The sequence below is a fragment of the Candidatus Krumholzibacteriia bacterium genome (assembly GCA_035268685.1).
In the GTDB taxonomy this organism is placed as follows: domain Bacteria; phylum Krumholzibacteriota; class Krumholzibacteriia; order JAJRXK01; family JAJRXK01; genus JAJRXK01.
On sequence record DATFKK010000148.1, the window covers coordinates 1 to 12,394 of the forward strand.

Below are 12,394 nucleotides of genomic sequence, written 5' to 3' on the forward strand. Positions count from 1 at the left end.
GGGTCGGGTGCTGCCCGCGTCGTCGACGTCGAGCGTACGGGCTCTTCCCCTTCGAGCCCCTCGCACCGATACGTGCTGCGAACGATCGTCCGCACTCACGTCGCTTGGGCGAACCACCCACTTCCGGTGCGGAAGGCGGCGGGGAAGAATTGCGGGATCCCGACTTCCGCGGCGGAAGCGACCGACTTTCCCCGCGGAACATCCACAGGTGTCACGACGTCGGAGCACTTCGGCCGGTCCTCGGGAATGTGGACCCGGTGGGTCCACCCCCATGCACATCCTCTCGACCTCCACTAGCGTGGAGCCTTCGGCCGCAGTCCCCGCATGCCCCTTCCGACCCTCTCAGGAGTCGCTCATGAACCCGTCCGTCATCCTCCCCGTGGCCATGGTCGTCGTCGCCGGCGCGGCGGTAGCGAGCCAACCGGCCTTCAACGGCCAGCTCGCCGGCCTGCTCGGATCGCCCTTCCGGGCCGCGCTCGTGAACTTCGTGGCGGGGACCGTGGTCCTGCTCGCGATCGTGACGGCGATGACGATCCGCGACGGGAGCGTGCCGTCGGGCGAGACGGTGGCGCGAGTGCCGAAGCACCTGTGGGTCGTGGGCGGCGCGCTCGGCGCGCTCTTCGTCACGACGGCGGCGTGGGCGACGCCGAAGATCGGGGCCGGGGCTTTCTTCGCCACGCTGATCGCCGCGCAGCTCGTCGCGGCCATGCTGCTCGACCACTTCGGGCTGCTGGGGCTGCAGGCAAAGGCCATCTCGTGGGCGCGGGTGGGCGGCGCGCTGATGCTGGTCGTGGGCGCTACGCTGGTGGTGCGGGGTTAGGGCGTCGCGAGCAACAGCTGCAGCGCGCTCCGGCTACCACCAGGTCCTGCAGACGATCCTCCCGGTGCGCTACGGCGGTTCGTACGGCAACGGGTCCGAGACGTGGAACGTGCTCGTCGACCATCCGGTCACCGAGAACCTGCCGTCGAGCTTCGGGACCGAGTCGTCGAACCAGTACTCGATCGTGGCCCCGAAGTCGGGCGCGACGCAGCTGGTCCGTGGCAGCCGCTCGGGCGCGAGCGTGGTCACCTGGGCTCGAACCGGCCGCGTCGTGAGCCTGAACATGGCCGCCGAGTACAGCGATCGCGAGGTCTGGAACGCCGACCTCGACCAGCTCTTCGTCGACGCGGTGGGGTTCGTGGCGAAGCGTTGAATCGATTCACGGGGGATGAACCGACCGGACGGCGCGCGGAGCCGACTTCCGCCGCGGAAGCGCTGTCCGCCGAGCCCGACTTCCGCCGCCGAAGCGCACCCACGCAGAACGGGGCCCCGCCACCGCGGAGCCCCGTTCCCCTGGACCGACGATGACGAGCCGCGACCTCAGTCGCTGCTGCCCATCATCTCCTCCTTCAGCTCCTCGTAGTCGAGCTCGTACGACGGCTTCTCCTCGCCGTCCTCGAGGAGGAAGTGGTTCATCCAGCGCTGCAGGCGCAGCGAGTAGTCGAGCTTGCCGGCGGCCTTGCGGTTGCCGTGACCCTCGCCGGGGTACCACACCAGGCGCACGGGCGCGTCGGCCATGTGCTCGAAGTACCGGTACATGATCATCGACTGGGTCGGGTGCACGCGCGGATCGTCCTTGCCGTGCAGGATCAGCAACGGGGTCTCGCTACCCTTGGCGTGGTAGATCGGGCTGCGCTCGAGGAAGAAGTCCCAGTCGGTGTAGACCTTGCGCGGGTTCTGGTGCACGAGCTGCGACTCACGCGGGATGTCGGTGGTGCCGAACTTCGAGTACTGCTCGCTGATGCCGACGAACATCACGCTGGCCTGGAAGTGCTCGCTGAGCTTCGTGGCACCCCAGGCGCTGGCGTAGCCGCCGTAGCTGCCACCGGTGATGCCCACGCGGCCCTCTTCGACCATCCCCAGCTCGATCAGGTCGTTCACGCCGTCGACGACGTCGTCGAACTCCTTGCCGCCGGGATCACCCTGGCTGGTCATGGTGAAGTCATAGCCCCGGCCGGTGCTGCCGCGGTAGTTCGGGTACCACACGAAGTAGCCCTGCGCGGCCATGTACTGCCCGGGACGCGAGTACCAGGTCTTCCAGCCGTTGCGCTCATGGGCCTCGGGTCCGCCGTGGATCACCGCGACCAGCGGATAGACGACGCCGTGCTGGTAGTCGACCGGCTGGATCAGGATGCCGTGCAGCTCCATGCCGTCACGCGCGGTCCAGGTGTGCACGGTCTGGTCGCCGAGGTCGATCTCGCTCAGCCACTCGTTGTGGACGGTCGCCCGCTCGGGATCCTGTGCCGTGCGACCCACGAACACCTCACCCGGATGTTCGGGGCTTTCGCCGACGAAGGCCATGTGCTCGCCGTCGTCGGTCACGCTCATCGACAGGAGCACGGGCTGGCCCTCGTCGACCAGCACGTTCGGCTCGCCGCCGCTCGCGGCGATCTCGCCCACCTGCGTGTGCACGTTGCTGTCGAGCAGGTAGAGGATCGTGTCGTCGTCCCTCCACGCGACGCCGTTCACGTGACCCTCCACACCGGGCATCAGGTTGGTCGGCTCGCCGCCGGTGGCGCGGGCAACCATGAGCTGTCCCTCGGCGGGATCGTGGATGTCGACGGCACCGATGAACGCCACGTGCTCGCCGTCGGGGCTGAAGGCCGCCTGGCCCAGCTTGCCCTCGGTCTCGATCTGGCCGGCGATGTCGCCGGTCACCAGGTCGACCAGCGTGTACGTGCGGAACATGTAGTGCAGGTCGATCCGCGAGTCCTCGGCGATGCTCACGAGCACGTGGTCGTGGCCGGGTCGGTAGTGCAGGTCGTCGGGATGTCCCTCGAGCTCGATGTGGCGCGGGTCCAGGTCACCGTCGGTGCGGAAGTCGTCGAGGTCGACGTTCACCACGTACAGCTGATTGTTCTTGATGTTCTCCTCGTAGAACTCCATGTCGAAGCCCTGTTCCTCGAGCTCCTCCTCGCGCTCGGTCTCGCCCTCGCGCGCCAGGAAGGCCACGCGGGTGCCGTCGTCGTTGAACGCGTACTCGGCGATGCTCTCGTCGTGCTCGAGGATCTTGCGGGCCTCGCCACCGCTCGCGCTGATCACGTACAGCGAGCGGTTGTCGTCGCCCTCGCGCTCCGAGAGGAAGGCGACGTGCGAGCCGTCGGGCGTCCAGCTCACGCTGCTGACGCTGACCTCGCCGGTGACGAAGGGACGACTCTCGCCGGCCTCGACGTCGTAGACGTGCAGCTCGACCCAGTTCGGACCGTTGTCGTCGACCATCGGCTCGCGGGGCACGCTGAGCGTGTAGGCCACGTGGCTGCCGTCGGGCGAGATCGCGGCCGAACGCACCGACTGGATCTTGGCGACGTCGAACGGCGTCATGCCGCGGGCCTGCACGTTCGACGCGGCGAACGTCAGTCCGAGCGCGAGGGCCATCGTGAGCGACGCACGGAATCGATTCCGCATGGCGTTTCCTTCGGATGGGAGTGGGGCAGAAAGGGTTGTTCGGCGGGCCCTGACGAGGGTCTCCGGCCTTCGGATTCGGAATCCAAAGGGTAGGACGGCCCCGCGCGCGGAGCAACTCGCCACGCTGCGGAACCTGCGACACCGGAAGGGGTTCAGTCGCCCGGCCGGACCTGGCCGCAGGTGTCCACGTGCCGGGCGTGCTGGCAGCGGATCACCTCGTTGTGGAACAGAGCCTCGGTCACCACGCCCACGAACTGGGCCTCGGCTCCGTGCAGACGGAATGCGGGCCCGCCGCACAGTCCGGCCAGCCGCCCCGGCATGACCGCGCCCTCCATCAACGCCGAGAAGCGACGCGCCACGGTTTTCTCGACCACGAACGAGTACTGCACCTGCGCCGGCCATTGGTCCTGCGGGAATCCCAGGACGGTCACGCGATCCCCCGGTTCGGCAGCCGGTGCCGGCCAGTGGAGGGGGTTGTGGAAGGTCCATTCGTCGCCGAGGTGCACGAGCTCCTCGGGCTCGAGCCGTAGCGTGGCCAGATCGTGTCGTCGATCGATGCACAGCAGCCGGTCGGAGAGGTCGTCGACCTTCATGTTCCCGAGCCACACCTCGGCGCCGGGATCGCTGCGGAAGCGCTCGAGACACTCGTCGACGACGTGCGCGACGGTCACCGCGAAGGGACGGTCGATCCACAGCAACGACGCACTGGCGTTGCGGATCGGTCCGGTGCCTTCGTGTTGCGACGGGACCAGGGCGATGGGAAGGGAATGGCTGCGAAGGCCGGGCGCGGCACTCATGGCCAACAGGCTAGGCCGTCGTCGCGACCTCGCCAGCGATGCGCTGCAATCGTTCCCAGAGGTCTTCGACGTGCCGCCGCTGGGTGCGCGCGTTGCCCACGGCCATGCGCAGGGCGAAGCGCGGGTCGCCGCCGCGCTGGACCACGGTGTGCGACACGAAGGAACGGCCGTCCTCGTTCAATCGGTCCATGATCGCGGTGTTGTGCGCCCGCAGCGCGTCCTCGTCGCCGGCCATGGCGGGCGGCACGTGGCGGTACAGCACCGTGCTCATGGGCGCCGGAACGAGGCGTTCCCAGTCCTCGCTCGCATCGATCCAGCCGGCGAAGACAGCGGCCAGGTCGACGTGGTGTTCGATCAACGCCGCAATCCGGTCCCGACCGAACCAGCGCAGCACGAACCACAGCTTCAGCGATCGGAAGCGGCGGCCGAGCGCCACGCCGTAGTCCATGAGATTGCGCGCGACGTCGTCCTCGGGCGTCATCAGGTAGGGCGGCACCAGCGAGAACGCGGCGCGGAAGGCGCTCGCATCGCGGTAGAGCAGCACGCTGCAGTCCATGGGCACGAACAGCCACTTGTGCGGATTGACCACCAGACTGTCGGCGCGGTCGACGCCGTCGAGCACCCAGCGGAAGCGTTCGCTCGCCGCCATGGCGCCACCGTAGGCCGCGTCGACGTGCAACCACAGGCCTTCCTCGGCGCACACGTCGGCGATGGCCGCCACCGGATCGACCGACGTGGTCGAGGTCGTGCCCGTGGTCGCCACCACGGCCATCGGGACCACGCCGTGCACGCGGTCCTCGGCGATCGCCGCGCGCAGGGTCGCCGGGTCGAGGCGGAAGTCGTCGTCGACGGCCACGCGCCGGCATCCCTCCACGCCCAGCCCGAGCACGATGCACGCCCGCTCGACCGAGCTGTGTGCCTCTTCACTGCAGTACACGCGCAGGGGCGGACGCCCGGCGAGGCCCTTCTCGCGCACCGCGCCGTCGGTGATCCGGTGCCGCGCGGCGGCCAGCGCAACGAGCGTGCTCGTGCTGGCCGTGTCCTCGATGTGGCCCTCGAACCGTTCCGGAATCCCCAACAGATCGCGCACCCAGGAACAGGTACGGAGTTCCAGTTCGGTGGCCGCCGGTCCGGTGCGCCAGAGCATGGCGTTGTCGTTCAGGGTGGCGATCAGCGTCTCGGCCAGGATGCCCGGACCGCTGCCGGTGTTCGAGAAGTAGGCGTGGAAGCCGGGGTGGTTCCAGTGCGTCGTGGCCGGCACGATCAGACGGTCGAAGTCCGCCAGGATCGTGTCCATCGACTCGCCGTGTTCGGGAGCCCGCGCGGGAAGTTGCGCCGAGACCTCGCCCGGGCGCACCTTGGCGAGCACCGGCAGGTCCTCGACGCGGCCGACGAAGTCGGCGATCCAGTCGGCCACGGCGTGGGCGTGCCGCCGCAACTCGTCGGGGTGCATGTCGTTGGTCTCGACGGATTCGTCCATGCGCAGGTCCTTCGTTCGGTCGCCGACGTTCGGTCGTCCCGATGGTAGTGGCAGCCGCGACGCCTGACGACCCACACCCCTCCCCGGAAGCCCCCGCATGCAGGACCTCGTCCGCACCGAGATCCGCCCGCCGCTGGCACGCATCACCATCCGCGGCCGGCGTCACCTCGACGGCCCGCTGGTCGACGCCCTGCACCGGGCCTGGGACGCCGTCGACACACGCGACGACCTGGAACTCGTGTCCTTCGACAACGAGGGCGACGACTTCCTGGTCGGCGTCGACGGCCGGTGGGTGGTCGAACGCATGGAAGCCGACGACCTGGCGGCGATCGAGGACTTCGTGCGCAACGGCCAGGGCTTCCTCCGGCGGCTCGACTCCGCACGCCCACGCACGCTGGCCCGCGTGCGCGGCTTCGCCACCGGCGCCGGAGCCGAGTGGATCGCCGCTTGCGACGCCGTCGTGGCCACGCCCGACGCCCGCATCGGCCTGCCCGAGACGGGCCTGGGCATCCATCCCGCGCTGGGGGGAACGCAGCGGTTGCCGCGGCGGATCGGCTTCGCGGCCGCCCGCTGGGCGATCCTCACCGGGACCTACGTGAGCGCGGCCGGCGCGCGCACCCTGGGCCTGGTCGACGGCCTCGACGACGAGGACGACCGGACGGCCGCCACCGCCAGCGCGTGTCGGGCCGCACGCGTCGCGCGGGCGCCGCACCGCCGCGAGGGACTCGATGACGCCCTGCTGCGCGCCTTCGAACACCGCACCCTGCCCGAACTCTGCGGCGGGCCCCGTCCAGACGATCCCCCCGATCTGCAGCGCGCCCTGCGCCGCGTCGCCCGCCGGGCTCCGGTGGCGCTGCGCGTGGCCGACACCCTGCTCCACCTGTCGACGGAGACCGAACTCGAGCAAGGACTGCAGCGCGAGGTCGACGAACTGGCGACGGTCTACGCGACCCGCGACGCACTGGCGGGGATGCGGGCGAGCGCAGCCGGGCGCCGCGCCACCCGCTTCCACGGTCACTGAGCCGTCGACCGGTCGGGCTTCGGCACGATCTCGAGCGACGTGCGGGTCGAGTGTCCCGCCACGTCGGGCAGGTACATGGCCATCGCCCGCGCCGGCGCCACGTGGAACACACCCGGCGACTCGGCCACGAGCTCGTACTCGATCACGTGCTCGCCCTCGGACAATGCGTCCAGGAAGAAGGCCGTGCGGTCGTCGCGCACCTCGCGGTGGCCCGACGTCCGGCCGAACGACGTGAAGCCGCTACGCTGTTCGAGCGGCTCGGCGCCCGCCGGACGCGGATCCTCCACGATCAGGAAGTCGACGTCGTGGTCGAGGTCCAGACGCAGCCGCACGCGCAGACGGTCGCCGCTGCGCACGGTGTCGCCGTCGTCGAGCGGAACCTCGAAGTCGACCACACCGGCACCGAGGGTCCGGCGCGGATCCAGACGCACGACCTCGCGCTCGATGCGGACCACGTTGCCCGCCGCCTCGATCTCGCGCGCGCGGCTGAAGGCGTCGGCCTCGTAGGTCACATAGGCGCGGCCGGTGCCCTCGAGTTCGAGCTCGAGGGCGCCGCCGTCGAGCACCGTGGCCGGAAGCGCGAAGCGGCCGCCGCCGTCGACCACCTCGTCCGGACGCACACGCACCCGCACGAGTTCGTCGCCGTCCTGGCGGGCCACGAAGGTGTAGTCGGGCGTCAGCTCGTCGCTGCCGCGCAGGTGATCGCACAGGGCGTACAACGCGTGCGCGCTGCTGCGCGTGCTGTCCCACTGGTGCCCGCGACGGTTGAGCACCAGCCACCGGGCCACGGCGTCGCGACGCGGATGGTCGGGATCGATCTCGACCATGGCCTGCAGCGCGAACGACGTGGTCTCGACCGCACCGCGGCCACGCCACCAGTAGTTGCTGGTCACACCCCAGTGCGCGGTGTCGACGTCCGGATCGAGGCGCACGTCGTTCTCGAGCGTGCGCAGCAGCGTGGCGGCACGGTCGCTCGCCCCGAAGTGGTGCAGGGCGATCGCCGTCAGCGCCCGCGCGTAGGGTGTGAGCTCGTCGCGGCGGTCGAGCAGATCGTTCGCCCAGCGGCGCATGGCGTCGTCGGGGCGCGCGTCGCCGTGCAACGCGACGTCGGCGCGGGCGAGCGCGACGAGTGCATAGGACAGGTCGTCGGAACGCGACTCGATCCGGGAGATCTCGGCCCGGAGCGCTTCGCGACCACGGCGCAGGACTTCGCGGTCGACGTCGACGCCCGCGTCTTCAGCCTCGGCCAACGCCACGAGCACGTGGGCCGTCACGTAGGGGTGCGTCGGCCGGTCGCGGCCACCCCACCAGCTCCAACCGCCCTGACCGTTCTGAAGGGCGGCGATGCGATCGAGACCGTCGGCGATCCTGGCGTCGAGCTCGGGATCGAAGCGATCACTGCGCACACCCAGCCGTTCGACCACCGCGCGCACGGCCACCGCGGGCACGAAGCGCGACAGCGTCTGCTCGACGCAGCCGTAGGGATAGTCGGCCAGCGCGGGCAGAGCATCGATGGCCGCCGACAGCATGGTGGGCGCGACCGTCAGCGTGACCACCTCGCTGCCCGGCAGGCGCTCGTCGATCGACGGGAAGGACATCGACGCCCGGCCCGGTCCGACCTCGCGCACCGAGGCCACGTGCAGTCCGGTCCCGAAGGGCAGCAGCTCCACGGTGCGGCGCATCGCGTCCTCACCCTGCTCGCTGCGCACCGCCACCTGCACGTCGACCGCTCCGGGTTCCACGCCGGTGATCCGTCCCTGCTCGTCGCGGACGAGTTCGAAGGACCCCAGTTCGAAGGGAACGCCCAGGTCGAAGTCCACGCGGGCCTGTCCGTGTGCCGGCACGAGCACCGATTCGACCCGAGGGCCGTCGGTCAACCGCTCGACCTCGAGCTGGACAGCCGCCTTCGTCTCGGTGTCGGTCTCGTTGTGCACGATCGCCGCCACCGTGAAGCGATCGTCGGCCCGGAACACGCGCGGATGCTGCAGGCGCACCATCATCGGCTTGCGCGTGCGCGTGGTGGTCTTCGCCGTGCCGACGCGGGTCTGCGGATCGACGGCCAGGACGAAGGCGTTCCACTGCGTGAGCGACTCGGCCAGCGGCACGTCGACGGTGGCCTCGCCGTCGGCATCGGTGGTCACGCCGGTGCGCCACAGGACGGTGGTGCGGAAGTCGGTGCGGACCGAGGCGGGGGTGAACGGCTCCGCGGCTCCCACGTCGTCGGCGACCGACCGGGCCACACGGACGTCGAAGGCGTCGGGGGCCGCGCTCGCCTCCATCATCCGAGTTCCGCGCCGTTGCATGCCGCCACCCTTCTGCCCGATGTCGGCCACCTCCTCGTCCTCGTCGCCCGGCTCGAGCTCCACGTACCCGCCGTGGCGCGCGGCCATCGACTGCGGCACGGCCGCGCGCTCGCGCGGGAAGGCCCGCAGTTCCTGCAGGGGATCGAGTCGCGGGCGCGGGGCGACCTCGAGCAGCGCCTGGTCGACCACCGCGATCGAGAAGGTCGTCGACACGGGATCACCGTTGGCGTCGAGGGCCTTCACGCGCAGCGACGCGTCGGTGCCGGGCGCGAAGTGTTCGCCGGCGAACTCCAGCTCCAGGTCGAGCAGCTTCGACGCCGGAGGCGCGACCACCGTCACCGACGCCCGGTGCACGCGGAAGTCGCCCACGCGCGTGGCCTGGATCTCGAATTCGGGACGGTGCCGGTCGTCGAGTTCGATCTCCAGGAGACGCGAGGTTCCGTTCAAGCGCACGACCTCGGCCTCGGTGCCGCCGGCGTGCACGCGGCTCAACAGCACCGACGCGCCCGGCGTCTCGGACAGCAGCAACACGCGCGCGACGTCGCCGAGCACCTCGGGCTGCTCCACGATCAACTGCACGGCGCTGTCGACCGAGGGGATGTCGCGCGTGCGCGGGTCGGCCACGTAGACGGTGGTCTCCGCTTCCATCTCGTAGCCGCGGCCGTCGACGCCGCGGAAGACCACGCGGTAACGACCGGTGCGTTCGGGTTCGAAATCGATGGTGGCGTGGCCGTCGTCGTCGGTGCGGATCGTGCGCTGCATCAGCGAGCGTTCGGTGCCGTCCTCGTCGCGACGGCGCAACTCCCACGTCCCCTCGTGGGCCACGCCGCGCTGCATGGCGTCGACGATTCGCAGGCGCACGGCGGCGCGATCGCCGGGCGCCACTACGGATCGTTCCGGCGCGAGCCGCGCGGTGAGTTCGGTGTGGCCGATCGTCACCGTTCCCGAGCCGCGCTCCTGCCGACGCGAGACGTCGGTCACCGTGGCCTCGATCCGGTAGCGCAGAGAACGATCGGTCGTGTCGTCGGGGTCGGTCGGCACGCGCAGCGTGGCGCGGCCTTCGTCGTCGAGAACCAGCCGTTCCTCGAGCACGGTCTCGCCCTGCGATCCACCCGGGGGCATGATCCGCAGACGCGAGGCCGACCCGGTGGGTTCGATCGGACGCCAGCGCGGCTGCGGCCACGGCCAGGGGATCTCGAACACAGGGCGCTTCGTCACGGTCACGCGCACGTCGCCGGCCACCGGCCCGCCGAACAGATAGGCAGCCTCGACGTCGACCTCGAGCGTGTCGCCGAGCACATAGCGACGCTCGCGGTCGAGCGCGACGTCGACGGTGAACTCGGGCAGTCGGACCTCGCCCACCTCGAACATCGCCGCGTCCGACCACTGCCCGTCGTCGGTGGCCACCACCTGCACGCGATGGTTGCCGAGCATCGCCGACGCCGGCACGCGGTGGTCGAGCTCGAACGATCCGTTGTCGTCGAGCGTCACGGTGCGTTCGAGCTGCACCTCGCCGTTCGGATCGACGATCGTCACCCGGGCGCGGTCGCCGGCGGGCACGTCGACCCGACGCGCACGCACCGCGAGCTCGCGCACGAAGCCCTGCAGATGCACGGTCTCGCCCGGCCGGTACAGCGGCCGATCGGTCCACAGGAGCGACCGGAAGCTCCGCGCCGGAGCCGTCCAGCCGCGGCCGTGCGGATAGCCGGCGAAGAGGATCGGATGTCCGCCGTGTTCGCCGTGGACGATCATCGCGCGCGCGTGGTCGCCCACCGACACGAAGGCCCGCCCGTCGTCGGCGGTGCGCACGCGTTCGCTTCGCCAGACCATGCGGCGCGCGTTGCCACCGCGTTCCCAGGACCCACGGGCGACGTCCAGCTCGACACCCGCCACCGGTTCGCCGCGGCTCATGTCCACCGCCCACAGCTCGCGGACCGTGTCGTCACGACCGGCCGGCCGGTAGGCACGATCGAGCACACCCAGCGCGCTCACGACGAAGGCCAGGCGTTCGGGCTCGGGTGCCCTGTCGCCGTCGAACACGCGGCCCCGCGCGACGAGCACGTAAACGCCGGGGTCGAGTGGATCGATCCACTGCGCTTCGGAACGTCGCTGGTGACGCTGCCGCCGCGCCGGCCCGTCCTCACGCGCCCTCTGCTCGACGGCGTCGTCGGTGCGGCGCGACCACACGACCTCGCCGGCGTCGGCGACGATCAGCTCGTGCAGCCGTGAAGCGCTTCCGAGTTCGGAGACCGGGCGCAGGTCGTCGTCGAGGTCGATCCGTCGCAGCTCGAGATCCCACCCCGCCAGGTTCCGCCAGTGGAGCCCGAGCCGGTGGTGCGAACCGGGACGGAACAGCTCGTTGCCGGTGAGTTCGATGGCCGGGCTGCGCAGTTCGGTCAGCCGCCGACGTGCCTCGCGTGCGACCAGTCCATCGGCCACGTCCACGGCGTCGACGGCGCGCTCGTAGTAGCCGACGGCGGCGACCAGATCACCCCGGCGCTGGGCCACACGGCCGGCCACGAGCGCAGCGTGGGCCCGTACCCAGGGGTCGTCGGTCCGGCGCAACAGATCGCGGGCCACGCGGGCCTCGAGGTCGCCCTCACCACCGATCGCCACCGCCCCCCCACGCAGATCCGGCGTGGGTCCCGACCGGATGCCGAGGAGACGCACCCCGAGGTCTTCGATCAGCGTGTCCGGAGCCGAGGCCGACACCAGATTCGACCAGATCCGCTCCAGCGTCGCGCGATGCGCAGTCGCCCCCCGGTGCGAAGGACGGGAACCAAGGAGCGCGCGGGCGAGATCGGCGTAGCCCGGGATCGCCGCCTCGATGTCGGTGCGACGCTCCCAGAAGTCCAGCACGGGCTCGATCGGTCCGGGCAGGGTCGCGGCGTCGCGTGAACGCACGAGCTCGGCGTAGGCGCGTGCGCCCCAGGCGTCCCTGGGTTCCAGGGCCAGGCGCTCGAGTTCCTGCCGTGCCTCGGTGCGGCGCTCGGCCGAGGGCTCCGCCTCGCGCTCCGCCTGACGCAGGGTGGCCGCGGCCCGCAACCAGCGGAACCGGCGCGGTTCGACGCCCTCGGGTGCCTGTTCCAGGCCCCGGAGCGCGTCGCGGGCCGCGCGATACTCGCCGTTACGGAAGTCCTCGACGGCGGCCTCGAAGACGACCGCGGGATCCTTCGAGCGGGCGTCGGCCTCCCGCGGCCCGGGCAGGAGTCCCGGATTCGTCGCCATGAACAGGACGCCACCGAGCAGGAGCCCGGCGACGAGCACGAACAGCGGGCGCGGACGCAACGACGGGTGGCGAACGGGGACCATGGTCGTTCCTTCTTCGGGTCGGAGGCTGTGGGCGTG

7 protein-coding genes are annotated in these 12,394 nt (G+C 70.8%); 3 read left to right on the forward strand and 4 right to left on the reverse strand.

The annotated features are described in order from the left end of the window. Positions 1–355: 355 nt before the first annotated feature. Together VKA86_13955 and VKA86_13960 are read left to right on the forward strand one after the other, a co-directional pair. Positions 356–820, forward strand: coding sequence for a DMT family transporter (locus tag VKA86_13955; protein HKK72314.1), 465 nt, complete (start codon positions 356–358; stop codon positions 818–820). Positions 821–884: 64 nt separating this feature from the next. Further along, complete coding sequence (locus VKA86_13960; GenBank protein ID HKK72315.1) at positions 885–1,193, forward strand: hypothetical protein; 309 nt, start codon at positions 885–887, stop codon at positions 1,191–1,193. Between the two features lie 167 nt (positions 1,194–1,360). On the opposite strand, the gene VKA86_13965 is transcribed toward VKA86_13960, so the two are convergent. From VKA86_13965 to VKA86_13975, 3 genes are all read right to left on the reverse strand, one after another. Beyond that, positions 1,361–3,445 (reverse strand): S9 family peptidase, encoded by a 2,085-nt coding sequence (locus VKA86_13965; GenBank protein HKK72316.1) that lies wholly within the window; start codon positions 3,443–3,445, stop codon positions 1,361–1,363. Positions 3,446–3,597: 152 nt separating this feature from the next. Beyond that, positions 3,598–4,242: a hypothetical protein gene (locus VKA86_13970; protein HKK72317.1), complete on the reverse strand. Its 645-nt coding sequence runs from the start codon at positions 4,240–4,242 to the stop codon at positions 3,598–3,600. 10 nt (positions 4,243–4,252) lie between these two features. Beyond that, the gene (locus tag VKA86_13975; protein HKK72318.1) at positions 4,253–5,722 is read right to left on the reverse strand and encodes an aminotransferase class I/II-fold pyridoxal phosphate-dependent enzyme; all 1,470 of its coding nucleotides are present in this window, start codon (positions 5,720–5,722) and stop codon (positions 4,253–4,255) included. A 97-nt stretch (positions 5,723–5,819) separates the two neighbouring features. Between VKA86_13975 and VKA86_13980 the strand changes: the two genes are divergently transcribed. Next, entirely contained in the window at positions 5,820–6,743 is a 924-nt protein-coding gene (locus VKA86_13980; protein HKK72319.1) for an enoyl-CoA hydratase/isomerase family protein, read from the forward strand. On the opposite strand, the gene VKA86_13985 is transcribed toward VKA86_13980, so the two are convergent. After that, a complete protein-coding gene (locus tag VKA86_13985) occupies positions 6,737–12,358 on the reverse strand; it encodes an MG2 domain-containing protein (protein HKK72320.1) in 5,622 nt (1,873 codons plus the stop codon). The genes VKA86_13980 and VKA86_13985 overlap by 7 nt on opposite strands. Positions 12,359–12,394: the final 36 nt, after the last annotated feature.

Coding starts and splice junctions, on each gene's coding strand:
- VKA86_13955 (HKK72314.1), top strand. CDS start 356: ATGAACCCGTCCGTCATCCTCCCCGTGGCCATGGTCGTCGTCGCCGGC.
- VKA86_13965 (HKK72316.1), bottom strand. CDS start 3,445: ATGCGGAATCGATTCCGTGCGTCGCTCACGATGGCCCTCGCGCTCGGA.
- VKA86_13970 (HKK72317.1), bottom strand. CDS start 4,242: ATGAGTGCCGCGCCCGGCCTTCGCAGCCATTCCCTTCCCATCGCCCTG.
- VKA86_13975 (HKK72318.1), bottom strand. CDS start 5,722: ATGGACGAATCCGTCGAGACCAACGACATGCACCCCGACGAGTTGCGG.
- VKA86_13980 (HKK72319.1), top strand. CDS start 5,820: ATGCAGGACCTCGTCCGCACCGAGATCCGCCCGCCGCTGGCACGCATC.
- VKA86_13985 (HKK72320.1), bottom strand. CDS start 12,358: ATGGTCCCCGTTCGCCACCCGTCGTTGCGTCCGCGCCCGCTGTTCGTG.